The 16,512-nt window shown below is 35.1% G+C and carries 13 protein-coding genes and 1 other annotated feature; all 13 genes read left to right on the plus strand.

What is annotated here, in order from left to right:
- Window positions 1-1,585 precede the first annotated feature (1,585 nt).
- The 13 genes from FS935_RS20340 to cysS all read left to right on the plus strand — a co-directional run bounded on the left by FS935_RS20340 (window position 1,586) and on the right by cysS (window position 16,347).
- Entirely contained in the window at window positions 1,586-2,284 is a 699-nt protein-coding gene (locus tag FS935_RS20340) for an MgtC/SapB family protein (RefSeq protein WP_146950481.1), read from the plus strand.
- Between the two features lie 125 nt (window positions 2,285-2,409).
- Window positions 2,410-2,871 carry a CtsR family transcriptional regulator gene (locus FS935_RS20345; RefSeq protein WP_146950482.1) on the plus strand — a complete coding sequence of 154 codons (462 nt, stop codon included), beginning with the start codon at window positions 2,410-2,412 and terminating at the stop codon, window positions 2,869-2,871.
- A gap of 15 nt (window positions 2,872-2,886) precedes the next feature.
- Entirely contained in the window at window positions 2,887-3,438 is a 552-nt protein-coding gene (mcsA, locus tag FS935_RS20350; RefSeq protein WP_146950483.1) for a protein-arginine kinase activator protein McsA, read from the plus strand.
- A gap of 2 nt (window positions 3,439-3,440) precedes the next feature.
- Window positions 3,441-4,538, plus strand: coding sequence for a protein-arginine kinase McsB (gene mcsB / locus FS935_RS20355; RefSeq protein WP_146950484.1), 1,098 nt, complete (start codon window positions 3,441-3,443; stop codon window positions 4,536-4,538).
- The gene (gene clpC / locus FS935_RS20360) at window positions 4,535-6,979 is read left to right on the plus strand and encodes an ATP-dependent protease ATP-binding subunit ClpC (RefSeq protein ID WP_146950485.1); all 2,445 of its coding nucleotides are present in this window, start codon (window positions 4,535-4,537) and stop codon (window positions 6,977-6,979) included. Before mcsB ends, clpC begins: the two co-directional genes overlap by 4 nt.
- A gap of 189 nt (window positions 6,980-7,168) precedes the next feature.
- Complete coding sequence (radA, locus tag FS935_RS20365; protein WP_146950486.1) at window positions 7,169-8,542, plus strand: DNA repair protein RadA; 1,374 nt, start codon at window positions 7,169-7,171, stop codon at window positions 8,540-8,542.
- A 7-nt stretch (window positions 8,543-8,549) separates the two neighbouring features.
- Window positions 8,550-9,629, plus strand: coding sequence for a DNA integrity scanning diadenylate cyclase DisA (gene disA, locus FS935_RS20370; RefSeq protein ID WP_146950487.1), 1,080 nt, complete (start codon window positions 8,550-8,552; stop codon window positions 9,627-9,629).
- A gap of 185 nt (window positions 9,630-9,814) precedes the next feature.
- Complete coding sequence (locus FS935_RS20375) at window positions 9,815-10,912, plus strand: PIN/TRAM domain-containing protein (RefSeq protein WP_146950488.1); 1,098 nt, start codon at window positions 9,815-9,817, stop codon at window positions 10,910-10,912.
- A 178-nt stretch (window positions 10,913-11,090) separates the two neighbouring features.
- A complete protein-coding gene (gene ispD, locus FS935_RS20380; RefSeq protein ID WP_146950489.1) occupies window positions 11,091-11,768 on the plus strand; it encodes a 2-C-methyl-D-erythritol 4-phosphate cytidylyltransferase in 678 nt (225 codons plus the stop codon).
- Window positions 11,769-11,805: 37 nt separating this feature from the next.
- On the plus strand, window positions 11,806-12,282 hold the full coding sequence (gene ispF / locus FS935_RS20385) for a 2-C-methyl-D-erythritol 2,4-cyclodiphosphate synthase (protein WP_146950490.1): 477 nt from the start codon (window positions 11,806-11,808) through the stop codon (window positions 12,280-12,282).
- Window positions 12,283-12,462: 180 nt separating this feature from the next.
- Window positions 12,463-13,920 carry a glutamate--tRNA ligase gene (gene gltX / locus FS935_RS20390; RefSeq protein WP_146950491.1) on the plus strand — a complete coding sequence of 486 codons (1,458 nt, stop codon included), beginning with the start codon at window positions 12,463-12,465 and terminating at the stop codon, window positions 13,918-13,920.
- Window positions 13,921-13,973: 53 nt separating this feature from the next.
- Window positions 13,974-14,214, plus strand: a binding site (T-box leader).
- Window positions 14,215-14,312: 98 nt separating this feature from the next.
- Entirely contained in the window at window positions 14,313-14,999 is a 687-nt protein-coding gene (cysE, locus tag FS935_RS20395; RefSeq protein WP_240050982.1) for a serine O-acetyltransferase, read from the plus strand.
- Window positions 14,950-16,347: a cysteine--tRNA ligase gene (gene cysS, locus FS935_RS20400; protein ID WP_146950493.1), complete on the plus strand. Its 1,398-nt coding sequence runs from the start codon at window positions 14,950-14,952 to the stop codon at window positions 16,345-16,347. The genes cysE and cysS overlap by 50 nt, the downstream gene beginning before the upstream one ends.
- Window positions 16,348-16,512: the final 165 nt, after the last annotated feature.

Genomic DNA, 16,512 nt, shown 5'->3' on the forward strand with positions numbered 1-16,512 from the left:
GTGAGAGTAGGACGTCGCCAAGTAAAGAGTGGGAAAGATCAGTAGAGATACTGGTCTTTTTTTTGTGGAGAAAAAGGTAAAAGGTAAAAAATAGAGTCAATGTTCTTTACATTATATTGAATATATCGAAGATATGTATGTAAGAGGTAGAGACTAAAAAGTACTACTAGCCTGAGGCTTGGGAGCAGCAAGAAGGTCAAGGAAGCGCAGTGAATGAAGACCGGAATGTGCGTAGTTGGCGCATGAGGATCTGAATGAACAAGCTGACGCGGAGATTCGCCGCTTATCGCAAGCCGAGGTCCGAACGCGGAAGTTAAGCTCCAGCGCCGATGGTAGTTGGGGGTTTCCCCCTGTGAGAGTAGGACGTCGCCAAGTAAAGAGTGGAAAAGATCAGTAGAGATACTGGTCTTTTTTTGTGGAGAAAAAGGTAAAAAAATAGAGTCAATGTTCTTACATTATATTTAATATATCGAAGATATGTATGTAAGAGGTAGAGACTAAAAAGTACTACTAGCCTGAGGCTTGGGAGCAGCAAGAAGGTCAAGGAAGCGCAGCGAATGAAGACCGGAATGTGCGTATTTGGCACCTGAGGATCTGAATGAACAAGCTGACGCGGAGATTCGCCGCTTATCGCAAGCCGAGATCCGAACGCGGAAGTTAAGCTCTAGCGCCGATGGTAGTTGGGGGTTTCCCCCTGTGAGAGAAGGACGTCGCCAAGTAAAGAGTGGAAAAGATCAGTAGAGATACTGGTCTTTTTTTGTGCTTAAAAAAGACCAAGAGTATCATAGTAATGATTAAGCTAGAACTAGATATGTATTTAAATGTCAAGCTAGCGATGTACAATTTCAATCGTTTATGAATGTACAAAAATTAAGCAACAGCTTCTTATTCTAAGTAATATTTAATTCTGAAAGTAGACCCACCAATATTTACGACTGTTGAGTGGTATAGAATACAATCTAAATTTACATTTGCTAATTTATTTTTCCTCGCTAATGTCCTTCATCAGCTCTATGATGACCTTTTACTGGGGCTTTCCTCTGGCTAATGTCCTTCATCACCTCTATGACAATCTTTTAATTGGGATTCCCCCTTGCTTATGTATAAAGGTAGAGATTAAAAAGCACTACAAGCCTGAGGCTGGGAGAAGTAAGAATATAAGTAATGAGTGAAAAGATCAGTAGAGATACTGGTCTTTTCTGGTGTAGAAAAATATATCGAAATCATTTTATTTTAAACATTAAATCCAATGAAAATATGTTTGAGGAACTCCCTAGTATCAACGCAACTAACTCAATTCACTAAATATTAGCATATATAGTAAAAATATAATTAGTAATTAAGGGTATAAGTGACTCATTGTCTCTATAAATTAACGATGACTATTTCCTTTTTTAAAACTCTTTATTACTTTTCATATATAGCTTTTTTAATTTGGTTATATTAAAAACGGAAAACATAAAAAAAGCTTATGCTCGAACTTAAAACAAACTAATTTTTATTTTTTTAAAAGAATTGTGGTTTAACAATTCAAAATGCGTATATATATATTAAAAACTCTAAATAATTTTACTGGGAGAAAAAAATGAATCTACTTAATTTTATTGATCATGATACATATGTTATGTTTACACGAATAATTATAGCAACTATTTTATGTGGTGTTATAGGATTGGAGAGAGAGTTTAAGAATCATCCAGCAGGTTTTCGTACTCATTTACTTGTAGGAATTGGATCTTGTTTAATGATGATTTTATCTTTATATGGTTTTGATGATTATATAGAGGGAAATAATCGAGTACAGTTTGATCCTTCAAGGATTCCATCATATGTTATTAGTGGAATAGGATTTTTAGGAGGAGGAACAATTTTAGTGAAGGGAGCAACAGTGAGAGGATTAACGACTGCTGCCTCGATATGGATTGTTGCTGGATTGGGTTTAATTATTGGAACTGGAATGTACACATTAGCGATTTTCACGACAACTTTAGTATTGATGTCGCTAATATTTTTAAATAAACTGGAGAAATTTATGTATGTTAAAAAAGCAAGAAGGAAAATGAAGGTTATTGTTCACTCCAATAAATCAACGATTGATGATGTTATCAAGAAGCTAACCTCTTTTGATATTGATACGAACAAGGTTGTTATGACATCATGTAGAAAAGTTAGGGATGATTATGTCACATTTTATTATCAGTTAGATATTGATATTTCCTCTGTTACACATACACATTTAGAGAAAGTATTAGTAGAAGTTGATGAGGTTGAAAAAATATTTTAAGTAGGTTTCACTTTCCTTGAATTTGGCAATATTTAATATGGGACAGAAAAGTTGAAAAATTTCTCTGTTCCATTTATAGTTAGGTTATAGTCAAATATAGTCAAAGTCAGTGAGGGGGAGGTTGAGTGAGGAATATTTCAGACATTATTGAACAGTATCTAAAAAATGTACTGGACGGTAGTGGGAAAGAAATTGTAGAAATTAAACGCAGTGAAATAGCAGATAAGTTTCAATGTGTTCCTTCACAGATAAACTATGTTATTAATACAAGATTTACAATCGAAAGAGGCTATGTTGTTGAAAGTAAGCGTGGCGGCGGAGGATATATCCGGATTATTAAGGTTACAGCAAATAACCAAGCACATCTCCTTGATCAGATATTACATCTGATTAGTCAACGCCTTTCCCAAGCTGCTGCTGAGGATATTATAGGTCGCTTAGTAACAGAAGATGTAATATCTTCCCGTGAAGCTAAGTTGATGTTAAGTGTAATAGATCGTTCAGTCCTATATATTGAACTTCCTCATAGAGATGAATTAAGGGCAAGAATGTTTAAAGCCATGATTACATCATTGAAATATAAGTAAAGGTAGGGGAGACGAATGATTTGCCAGGAATGTAATGAAAGACCGGCAACGTTTCACTTTACAAAAGTGATAAATGGTGAAAAAACTGAGTTTCATATTTGTGAACATTGTGCAAAAGAAAACAGTGAACTTTTTATGTTTAATGGTAATGCTGGATTCTCTTTAAATAGTCTTTTAACAGGATTACTTAATATGGAGCAGGGTATAGCAAATAAAGAGGAAACTAATGTTTTTAAATCAGAAGATATACCAAAGTGTGATTGTTGTAGCATGACTCTTCACCAATTTAAAAAGGTAGGAAGATTTGGCTGTTCAAATTGTTATTCCACTTTCAAAAATTATATTACACCTGTTCTAAAGAGGGTCCATGGAGGCAATACAGTCCATTCGGGGAAAATCCCTAAAAGAAGTGGTGGAGACATTCATATACGTAAAAAAATTGATGAATTAAAAACTAAAATACACAGTTTCATAGAACAAGAAGAGTTTGAGCAAGCAGCAAAAGTTAGGGACGAGATTCGATCGCTTGAAAAAGAACTTAGTAATATTCGTGAGGAGGGATCTTAATTATGTCACTCCAAAATTTCATGAGTAAAGCAATGAGTGCATGGATGAGCCAGGAAGGTCCAGATTCTGATATTGTATTAAGCAGTCGAATTCGTCTTGCTCGTAACATGGAACAATATAAATTTCCAACCTTATCTTCAGATGAAGAGGCACAAAAGGTTCTAGATTTTTTTGAACAAACATATGCAAATAAGACACTTGAAAAAATTGGGCAGTTAGAGCTGTTAAAAATGAATGATTTACAGCCTATCCAAAAAAGAGTGTTGGTAGAAAAACATTTAATAAGCCCAAATCTTGCTGATCATTCAGTTTACGGTGGTTGTTTACTATCAGAAAATGAAGAGGTTAGCATCATGATTAATGAGGAAGATCATATCCGTATTCAATGCCTCTATCCAGGTCTTCAATTAGAAGAGGCATTGAAGATCGCGAACCAGCTTGATGATTGGATTGAAGAAGAAGTTGATTATGCTTTTGATGAGCAAAGAGGATACTTAACAAGCTGTCCAACTAATGTGGGAACAGGCTTAAGGGCGTCTGTGATGATGCATCTACCGGCTTTAGTACTCACACAAAAGATTAACCGAATTATTCCTGCTATTAATCAATTAGGTTTAGTCGTTAGAGGAATTTATGGTGAAGGTAGTGAAGCTGTAGGTAATCTGTTTCAGATATCTAACCAGATCACATTAGGTAAGTCAGAAGAGGATATTGTAGAAGATTTACTTAGTGTTGTGCAACAGCTCATTACACAGGAGAGAAATACTAGGGAAGCACTCTATGACTCATCACAAATTCAGCTGGAAGATCGAGTATATCGTTCTTTTGGAACGTTAGCTTACAGCAGGGTTATTGAATCAAATGAGACAGCAAAATGTTTATCTGATGTACGGCTAGGCATTGATTTAGGCATTATAAAAGATATTTCTCGTAATATTTTAAATGAGTTGATGGTGTTAACACAGCCAGGATTTCTTCAACAGTATTTCGGAGGTCCATTGAGACCTAATGATCGAGATATTAGGCGTGCAGCATTAATAAGAGAAAGATTGAACTTAGAGAAGGAAAGTAATAATCGGATGGAGGATGATGAATTATGATGTTTGGAAGATTTACTGAACGCGCTCAAAAGGTACTTGCTTTAGCACAAGAGGAAGCAGTTCGTTTGGGGCACAACAATATTGGTACTGAACATATTCTTCTAGGTCTAGTTAGTGAAGGTGAAGGCATTGCTGCTAAAGCATTAATTGCATTAGGCTTAGGACCTGAAAAAATCCAAAAAGAAGTTGAAGGATTAATCGGAAGAGGTCAAGATGCTTCTCAAACAATTCACTACACTCCTAGAGCAAAAAAGGTTATTGAATTATCTATGGATGAAGCTAGAAAGCTTGGACACTCTTATGTTGGAACTGAGCATATTTTATTAGGACTTATTCGTGAAGGTGAAGGAGTTGCAGCTAGGGTATTAAATAACTTAGGTGTAAGTTTAAATAAAGCAAGACAGCAGGTTCTTCAATTATTAGGAAGTAATGAATCTTCTGCAAACCACCAAGGTGGAAGTATGACAAATGCGAATACACCTACACTAGATAGTTTAGCAAGAGATTTAACTGTAATTGCAAGAGAAGGAAGCTTAGATCCTGTTATCGGAAGAAGTAAAGAAATTCAACGTGTAATTGAAGTGCTAAGCCGACGCACAAAAAATAATCCTGTATTAATTGGTGAACCAGGTGTTGGTAAAACAGCAATTGCTGAAGGGTTAGCACAGCAAATCGTACAAAATGAGGTTCCTGAAATTTTACGTGACAAACGAGTAATGACTCTTGATATGGGTACAGTTGTTGCAGGTACCAAATATCGTGGGGAGTTTGAGGATCGCCTTAAAAAGGTTATGGATGAAATCCGACAAGCAGGTAATATCATTCTATTTATTGATGAACTTCATACATTAATTGGTGCTGGTGGAGCAGAGGGAGCAATTGATGCATCAAATATTTTAAAACCATCATTAGCTAGAGGTGAACTACAGTGTATTGGTGCAACAACTCTAGATGAATATAGAAAATACATTGAAAAAGATGCTGCGTTAGAAAGAAGATTCCAACCAATTCAAGTTGATGAACCAACAGTAGATGAAAGCATTCAAATCTTAAAAGGGCTAAGAGATCGATATGAGGCTCACCATAGAGTTTCCATTACAGATGAATCTATTGATGCGGCCGTTAAGTTATCTGATCGATATATCTCTGATCGTTTTTTACCAGATAAAGCAATTGATTTAATAGATGAAGCAGGTTCAAAGGTTCGCTTACGCTCATTCACAACACCACCTAATTTAAAAGAGCTTGAGCACAAGCTAGAGGAAATACGTAATGAGAAAGATGCTTCAGTACAAAGTCAAGAATTTGAAAAAGCTGCATCATTACGAGATACTGAGCAGCGTTTACGTGAACAGCTAGAAGAAACGAAGAAAACATGGAAAGAAAAACAAGGACAGGAAAACACAGAAGTAACTGTTGAAGATATTGCATTGGTTGTATCAAGCTGGACTGGTGTTCCTGTTTCAAGACTAGCACAAACTGAAACAGATAAATTGCTCAACATGGAAAGTCTTCTACATTCAAGAGTAGTTGGTCAAGAAGAAGCTGTTGTAGCTGTTGCTAAAGCAGTGCGTCGTGCACGTGCAGGACTTAAGGATCCTAAGCGACCAATTGGATCATTTGTATTCTTAGGACCAACTGGTGTTGGTAAAACAGAACTTGCTAGAGCACTTGCAGAATCAATTTTTGGTGATGAGGATTCCATGATTCGAATTGATATGTCTGAATACATGGAAAAGCACTCAACATCTCGTCTAGTAGGGTCACCTCCAGGATATGTTGGTTATGAAGAAGGTGGACAATTAACTGAAAAGGTTAGAAGAAAGCCATATTCAGTTGTTCTTTTAGATGAAATTGAAAAAGCTCATCCTGACGTATTTAATATATTATTACAAGTATTAGAAGATGGACGTTTAACAGATTCTAAAGGCCGAACTGTAGACTTTAGAAATACTATTTTAATTATGACTTCTAATGTTGGAGCAAGTGAATTAAAGAGAAATAAATATGTTGGTTTCAATATTCAAGATGAAACACAAAACCATAAAGATATGAAAGGTAAGGTAATGAATGAGTTGAAAAAGGCATTTCGACCTGAGTTCATTAACCGTATCGATGAAATTATCGTATTCCATGCATTAGAAAAGAAACATTTAAAAGAAATTGTTTCTCTTATGTCAGATCAATTAACTAAGAGATTAAAGGAACAAGAATTATCACTAGAGCTTACTGATTCAGCAAAAGAAAAAATTGCTGACGAAGGTGTGGATCTAGAATATGGTGCAAGACCTTTACGTCGCTCTATTCAGAAAAATGTTGAAGACCGTTTATCTGAAGAGCTATTAAAAGGAACAATAAACAAAGGTCAAAAAATTGTTTTAGATGTTGAAGATGGTGAGTTTATCGTTAGAACAACTGAAAAAGAAGAAGTAAAACAATAATAAAAAAAATTATATAGAGTTAAGAAAGAAGTTGAGGCATACAAGAATTGTGTGCCTCGCTTTCTTTATTTAAATCAGACATTTATCTAAATCTTACATATGTTATTTTACATTATTTAAATATAATTACAGGATAAGTATCATAAACAACTTGTCTACTTGCTAATCTAATAAGAGAGGAACTATTTAATGGCTAAAACAAAGGTAAAATTTATCTGTCAATCATGTGGTTATGAATCACCTAAATGGATGGGCAAATGCCCTGGTTGTGGTGAATGGAATACGATGACAGAGGAAATATCTAAACCGGCATCTTCACGTAGAGCTGTTTTTGCACATTCCAGTCAAACCTTACAAAAACCCTCTCCAATCACAAGCATCGAGACCGCTCAAGAGCCTAGAATATTCACAAATTCAGAAGAATTTAACCGAGTGTTAGGTAGTGGAATTGTAAAGGGATCTTTAGTTTTAATTGGGGGAGATCCAGGTATTGGGAAATCAACATTACTGCTACAGGTGTCTTCTCAATTAGCTGATAATGGTAATGATGTTTTATATATATCAGGTGAGGAATCTGTTAAGCAAACAAAGCTTAGAGCAGATCGTCTTGGAGTAAAGTCTGATAAATTACTAGTTTTGTCTGAAACGGATTTAAGTTTTATCTCAAAAGCAATTGAAGAAGTAAATCCCTCTTTTGTTGTAGTGGATTCAATTCAGACCGTATTTCATAGTGAAATTAGCTCAGCACCAGGAAGCGTATCACAAGTTAGAGAGTCAACAGCTGAACTTATGAGAATAGCAAAAACAAAGGGCGTCGCTATTTTCATTGTTGGTCATGTGACAAAAGAGGGCTCTATTGCAGGTCCAAGGATTTTAGAGCATATGGTTGATACAGTCCTTTATTTTGAAGGTGAAAGGCATCATACTTATCGTATATTAAGAGCTGTTAAAAACCGTTTTGGCTCAACAAATGAAATGGGAATTTTTGAAATGAAGGAATCAGGTCTTGAGGAAGTTGAAAATCCTTCTGAAATTTTCCTTGAAGAAAGATCAAAGGGTGCAGCAGGCTCTACTGTAGTTGCATCTATGGAAGGTACAAGATCGGTGTTGGTTGAAATACAGGCATTAATATCACCGACAAGCTTTGGTAATCCTAGGCGGATGGCCACTGGAATTGATCATAATCGAGTTCCATTGCTTATGGCTGTGTTAGAGAAGCGTGTAGGACTTTTATTACAAAATCAAGATGCTTACTTAAAGGTTGCTGGTGGAGTGAAGCTTGATGAGCCTGCCATAGATTTAGCTATTGCTGTAAGTATTGCTTCAAGCTTTAAGGATGCCCCACCAAAGCCAACAGATGTCATCATCGGTGAGGTTGGGCTTACTGGAGAGGTTCGAAGAGTTTCTAGAATTGAACAAAGAGTCATGGAAGCTGCAAAATTGGGCTTTAAGAGGGCAATTATTCCGGAAGCAAATATAGGAGGATGGAACCCACCAGCAGATATTGAAATTGTAGGAGTAAAAAATGTTGCAGAGGCCCTTCAAAAAACATTAGGGGGTTAACAGATCGATGACTGACATAGAGAGCAAGACTGGAGAAAAAACCTTAAATGAGATCCTGCAATTTGTTGCACCAGGTACACCGATTAGAGAAGGAATTGAAAATGTCCTTAGAGCAAAAACAGGTGGGTTAATCGTAGTAGGTCATAATGAAGAGGTGAAAAAAGTAATTGATGGTGGTTTTTCAATTCAATGTTCCTTTTCATCTGCTCACCTTTATGAATTAGCTAAAATGGATGGTGCAATTGTATTAAGTGATTCTGGTCATAAGATACTGTATGCAAATGCACAATTAGTTCCAGATCCTACTATTTACTCTTCTGAAACAGGGATGAGACATCGAACAGCAGAACGAGTTGCTAAACAAACTGGAAATTTGGTTATTGCCATTTCCCAACGAAGAAATGTGATCACTTTATATCATGGAGAATTAAGGTATGCATTAAGAGATATAGGTGTTATTTTAACAAAGGCAAATCAAGCTATTCAAACGTTAGAGAAATATAAAATTGTCCTTGATCAATCAATAAAAATATTAGGCGCACTAGAGCTCGAAGAACTTGTAACATTTAAAGAAGTTTTACAAGTATTACATCGCTTTGAAATGGTGTTAAGAATCAAGGATGAAATAAATGATTATGTTAATGAGCTTGGAGCAGAGGGACATTTAATTAGGCTACAGCTGGCTGAACTTCTTACAGGCTTAGAAGGAGAGGCAGCATTATTGATTAAAGATTATGCAAGTGACAAATCTGTTGATCCTTACCCAATCATTAAACAATTACAAGATTTATCTAGCTTTGAGCTATTAGATGATTCTGTGTTATTTAAGTTATTAGGACACTCTTCATTTACTAACATTGATAGTCCTGTGGTGCCTAGAGGATATCGAACACTAAATAAAATTCCTAGACTTCCCTCCATTATTATCGAAAATTTAGTGACAAAATATAAAAATTTGAAACTTATCTTGCAGGCATCCGTAGAACAGTTAGATGATGTAGATGGTATAGGTGAAGTTAGAGCGAGGAAAATTAAGGATGGCCTTAAAAGACTTAAAGAACAGCTCCTGATTGATCGCACCATATAATTTTAAATTACTGTGAAACTTTTCATAATATTGTTTTAAGCTGGCGAAAATAGGGTATATTATAATTGTTTTTACTGTCATTTGAAATTACAGTCTTATGTCAATCTATTTACATTTTTAAATATCTATTTTATAAATAACTAAATTAGGATAAAGTAGTTATAACCTAAAAAGGAGGTGAAGGTATGTTAATTAAACGCATAATCCAACTATTATTCCTAAGTGTGGGTGGAATGCTAGGTATTCTATTCATACCAGAATTGCTTGAACTATTAAATATGCAGGACATACCTTTTATTAATACACCTTATACGTTAGCGGTACTAGGTGCAATAATATTTTTTGTCGCAACATTTTGGTTAGTTGATTATGTAGTAAACTGGATAAAGGTTTTAGAAGAAGCTGTAGTAAAAGCACCTGTTACAGATGTATTATTTGGGAGTCTAGGTTTAATATTCGGTCTTATAGTAGCTTTTCTTATTGTTATCCCATTAAAAGATATACAATATCAGGTGTTTAATACAATCATCCCAATCTTCCTTACACTATTACTTGGTTATTTAGGTTTCCAGGTAGGGTTTAAGAAAAGAGATGAGCTTGTTAATTTATTTACCGTACCTAATAAAATTGGTAAGAAAAAGGGTATGGCTGATGATGAAAATGAACATGAGGATAAAAAGCTTAAAATTTTAGATACAAGTGTGATTATAGATGGGCGGATTGCTGATATATGTCAAACCGGCTTTTTAGAGGGCACAATAGTAATCCCGCAATTTGTTTTAGAAGAGCTACAACATATAGCTGACTCTTCTGATGTGTTAAAAAGAAATAGAGGACGAAGAGGATTAGATATCCTTAATAGAATCCAAAAAGAGCTTTCAATTAATGTGGAAATATATGAAGGTGATTTTGAGGAAATACAGGAAGTTGATAGTAAGTTGGTAAAACTTGCGAAGTTAACTTCAGGTGTTGTTGTAACAAATGACTTTAATTTAAATAAAGTATGTGAACTTCAAAAAGTTCATGTGTTAAATATTAATGATTTAGCTAATGCGGTGAAACCAGTTGTTCTTCCTGGTGAAGAAATGAAGGTTCAAGTGATTAAAGATGGTAAAGAACATAATCAAGGTGTTGCTTATTTAGACGATGGTACAATGATCGTTGTGGAGGATGGCCGAAATTATATCGGAAAGCATATTGAGGTATTAGTAACAAGTGTTCTTCAAACCTCAGCAGGACGAATGATTTTTGCCAAGCCTAAGCTATTAGAAAAAGCATTATAGAAAGCGGCTTTACCATTTCTCATAGAAGATCATTATTTGTGATTAATGACTATAAAGTGCAGTGAACAGCCCATGAACAGCATATTTAATGTTCATGGGCTGTTTTACATATGATGAGTAATCTCTTATTATGTTTGTATGCATGTTTTTAAATGAACTTTTAAAGGAGTCACTTCAAATGAATTATCAAGTTGTCATACCAGCAGCTGGTCAAGGCAAACGAATGAATGCTGGGAAAAACAAACAATTTTTAGAGGTTAATGAAATCCCGCTTATTATACATACGTTAAGAGTATTTGAAAATCATTCACTATGCTCTGGTATTATCCTTGTGATTAATAAAATGGAAAGAAATGAATTTGAAGAACTAATACATAAGTATAAAATAACGAAAGTGAAACAATTGGTTTATGGTGGTGCTGAAAGACAAAATAGTGTTTATAACGGTTTAAAAGCATGCCATAAAGAAAACTATGTGCTTGTCCATGATGGTGCCCGCCCGTTTGTGTCACATACTAGTATAGAAGAACTAATACAAGCCACAAATCGTACTGGTGCAGCAACCTTGGGTGTTCCTTTGAAAGATACGATTAAAGTGGTTAGAGATGGAGTTGTCAGTCATACTCTTGATCGCTCTAATTTATGGGGAATTCAAACCCCACAAGCTTTTGAGCTAGATTTGATTTTAAATGCCCATAATCAAGCTATAGAAGAAGGTTATTTAGGAACAGATGATGCTAGCCTTATGGAAAGAACAGGTCAAGCAGTATCGATTGTAATGGGTGATTACATAAATATAAAAATAACGACTCCTGAAGATTTAATCATTGCTGAATCAATCATTAAAAGAAAGTGAAATCATATAGAGAGAATAAAAGAAAGAGGGAAGCATAATGATCAGAGTTGGACAAGGTTTTGATGTACATCAATTAGTTGAAGGAAGACCACTTATACTAGGTGGAATTGATATTCCTTATGAAAAAGGATTATTAGGTCATTCAGATGCAGATGTATTATTACATACTGTTGCAGATGCATGTTTAGGTGCTATAGCAGAAGGTGATATCGGAAAGCATTTTCCAGATACAGATCCTGAATTTAAGAATGCGGATTCTGCAGAGCTATTATCACATGTATGGAAACTAGTGAAAGACCGCGGATTTGAACTGGGAAATATCGATTGTACAATCATTGCTCAAAAGCCTAAAATGGCTCCTCATATTGAAAAGATGAGAGCGCGTATAGCAGAATTGTTAGAAGCGGATATTTCTCAAGTGAATGTAAAGGCAACAACAACTGAACAATTAGGATTTACAGGTAGACAGGAAGGAATTGCGTCACAAGCAACTATATTAATTCAGAAACGATAATTCGCAAACCGATAAGAGTGCAACTACTTTAGATTCTACTATGAATTATTTTGTGTCTCTGATACATTGGTGGTAAAATTAGGTCTTATTAATACGCTTGACAATACAGGAAAAGCATAAAGTATTATGTTAGAAGTTATCATTTAAAATATAGAAACAGTAATAAATGGAGGTAAACAAATGACAAGTGAAGTAAGAGTGCGTTATGCACCAAGTCCAACAGGACATTTACATATAGGAAATGCAAGGACTGCATTATTTAATTATTTATTTGCAAAAAACCAGGGTGGAAAATTTATTATTCGTATTGAAGACACCGATAAGAAAAGAAATATCGAGGGTGGAGAGCAAAGCCAACTGAAATATTTGAATTGGCTAGGAATCAACTGGGATGAAAGTGTCGATGTTGGCGGAGAATACGGTCCTTATCGCCAATCAGAAAGAACTGATATTTACAAAAAATATTATGAAGAGTTACTAGAAAAAGGATTAGCTTATAAATGTTTTTGTACCGAAGAAGATCTAGAAAAAGAACGTGAAGAACAAATTGCCCGTGGAGAAACTCCTCAATATTCAGGAAAACATGCTAGTCTGACTGTTGAAGAACAACAAGTGCTTGAAGGACAAGGGCTAAAGCCAAGTATTCGTTTCAGGGTGCCAGCTAAAAAAGAGTATCGTTTTAATGATATGGTAAAAGGTGATATATCTTTTGAATCTGAAGGTATGGGTGACTTTGTGATCGTCAAAAAGGATGGAACACCAACATACAACTTTGCAGTAGCAGTTGATGATCATTTGATGAAAATCTCACATGTTTTACGTGGTGAAGATCATATCTCAAACACACCAAAACAAATGATGATTTATGAAGCATTTGGTTGGGATATACCAGTATTTGGCCATATGACGTTAATTGTAAATGAAAATCGAAAAAAATTAAGTAAACGTGATGAATCAATCATCCAATTTATTGAGCAATATGAGGAGTTAGGTTATCTTCCTGATGCTTTATTTAACTTCATTTCTCTACTTGGGTGGTCTCCAGGTGGAGAAGAGGAAGTGTATTCAAAAGAACAATTAATCGAAATCTTTGATTCAGCAAGATTATCAAAATCTCCTGCTGTTTTTGATACACAAAAATTAGCATGGATGAATAACCAATATATTAAACAGTTAGATTTAGCTCAGCTGATTCCACTTTCATTGCCACATCTTGAGAAAGCTGGAAAAGTTACTGATGATATGAATGAAGAAGCTAAGGATCGAATTCATCAGCTTATCGCACTTTACCAAGAACAAATGAGTTATGGAGCAGAAATTGTTGAGCTTACAGAGCTATTCTTTAAAGAAGATATTACTTACAATAGAGAAGCAGAGACTGTTCTTGAAGGTGAGAGTGTACCAGAGGTGCTAAAGGCATTTTTAACTGAGGTAGAGAGTGTAGAGGATTTTTCTGCTGAACAAGTAAAATCTTCAATAAAGGCAGTCCAAAAAGCAACTGGTCAAAAGGGTAAAAATTTATTTATGCCTATTCGTGTGGCTATTACTGGTCAAACACATGGACCGGATTTACCAAAATCAATTGCAGTTTTAGGTAAAAATATTGTAATATCTAGATTAAATAGTGTTATTAGTTAACTTTTCGACTAAAATGTAATATAGTATGGTTAATACATTTTAAAAGTCATATAGATAAAGCATTGATAAGGAGAGTAAAGTTTAATTTCCTTTTTAGAGAGAACCTCCACTGGCTGAAAGAGGTTTAAGTGAAGTTATACTTGAAATGCACCTTTGAGCCTTTTACTAAACGTCTATTATAGATCAGTAAGTAAAAGCGTATTACTCTACGTTACAGAGTCAAAAGTTGAGGTGTTGAGATGTTCTTTTCTCATACCTAAACAGAGTGGAACCGCGCATTTAAGCGTCTCTGTATCATATATACAGAGGCGCTTTTTTATATGTAAAAAAGTTAAATTTATATCAAATAAAGGCAATAAAGGATGAGGATTGGAGGGATTAAAGTGTTAAAAATGATGAAAGAAGATGTTGATGTTGTATTTGAACAAGATCCTTCTGCCAGAAGTTATTTTGAGGTTATCCTAACTTACTCTGGTTTACATGCTATTTGGGGATACCGGATTGCACATGTGTTGTATAAGAGGAAACTCTTTTTCTTAGCAAGAGCTGTTTCTCAGGTAAGTCGCTTTTTTACTGGTGTAGAAATTCATCCGGCTGCAAAGATAGGGCGTCGCTTTTTTATAGATCATGGTATGGGTGTAGTGATCGGAGAAACCTGTGAGATCGGTGATGATGTAACCGTATTTCAAGGAGTTACTCTTGGGGGTACTGGTAAAGAAAAAGGAAAACGACATCCTACAATTAAGGACCATGCATTAATTGCAACAGGTGCAAAAGTATTAGGATCAATCACAGTTGGTGCATACTCTAAAATAGGTGCAGGATCTGTGGTGCTTAAAGAGGTTCCTGATCACTCAACAGTTGTTGGTATTCCTGGTAGAGTGGTCATTCAAAATGGTAAAAGAGTTGATCAAGACTTGAATCATTGTGATTTGCCTGATCCGGTTGCAGATCGGTTTAAGGAATTAGAAGCAGAGCTTAAAGGGTTAAGAGATGAAGTACAACAGTTAAGGAAAGGGACGAGTGAATATGACAATAAAGTTGTACAATACGCTAACAAGGCAAAAGGAAACATTTGAACCACTAGAAGCAGGTAAGGTTAAAATGTATGTGTGTGGTCCAACGGTTTATAACTATATTCATATAGGAAATGCGAGACCAGCAATCGTATATGATACTGTAAGAAGATATTTAGAATATAGAGGCTATGATGTTAATTTTGTTTCTAATTTTACCGATGTAGATGACAAATTGATCAAAGCAGCTAATGAACTTGGTACAGATGTTCCAACAGTTGCTGAGCGGTTTATTGATGCATATTTTGCTGATGTATCAGCACTAGGCTGCAAACGTGCTAATGTACATCCGCGTGTTACAGAGAACATTGAGCTTATTATTGAGTTTATTCAGGCTCTAATTGATAAAGGCTATGCGTATGAAGCAGATGGAGATGTTTATTATAAAACTAGAGAGTTTAAAGGATATGGTAAGCTTTCTCATCAATCAATTGAAGAATTAAGATTAGGTAATCGAATTGATGTAGGCGAAAAGAAGCAGGATGCATTAGACTTCGTTCTATGGAAAGCAGCGAAAGAAGGGGAAATTTCCTGGGAAAGTCCTTGGGGCAATGGTCGACCAGGCTGGCATATTGAATGCTCTGCTATGGCGAAGAAGTACTTAGGAGATACAATCGATATTCATGCTGGTGGTCAGGATTTAACATTTCCACATCATGAAAATGAAATCGCTCAATCAGAAGCAGTAAATGGGAAGCTATTCTCAAAATATTGGATGCATAATGGCTATATTAATATAAATAATGAGAAAATGTCTAAGTCTCTTGGTAACTTCGTATTAGTACACGATATTATTAAAGAGATTGATCCACAAATTGTTCGATTCTTTATGTTATCTGTTCATTATCGACATCCAATTAATTTTTCACAGGAGCTGTTAGAAAGTACAAAAAATGCTTTTGAGCGTATTACAACTTCTTATGGCAACCTTCAGCATCGAAAGAATAGCTCAACAAATTTAACAGAAAATAATGATAAGTGGTTAAATAAGATAAAAGAATTCCGCCAGCAATTTGAGAAGGAAATGGATGATGATTTTAATACAGCAAATGCAATCTCAGTACTTTTCGAGCTTTCAAAACAAGCAAACTACTATGTAGAAGAGCAAAATACGGCAGAAGACGTTATTCAAGCCTTTCTTGATGAACTAGATTCGTTAGGAGATGTTTTGGGAATTAAGTTTGCATCTAACCAACTGTTAGATGAAGAAATAGAGGCTATGATTCAGCAACGAATTCAGGCGAGAAAAGAGCGAAACTTTGCTTTATCAGATGAAATTCGTGACAAACTAAAAGAGCTAAATATTATTTTAGAAGATACTCCACAAGGTACAAGGTGGAAACGAAGTTAATCAATTTGGCTATATCCGAAAACTTTGTTGTTTTAGAAACTTAAAGGAAACAGCAATGTAGTTAGTTTAGTGGCAACTTTTCTTCTTAGAATAGTACTAATATACAATTGCAATTAAGCCAAATAACAGCAAACTTTAAGAAGAGAGCCATTGATTATGAAGTTC

The sequence above is a fragment of the Metabacillus litoralis genome, assembly GCF_007994985.1.
GTDB lineage: Bacteria > Bacillota > Bacilli > Bacillales > Bacillaceae > Metabacillus > Metabacillus litoralis.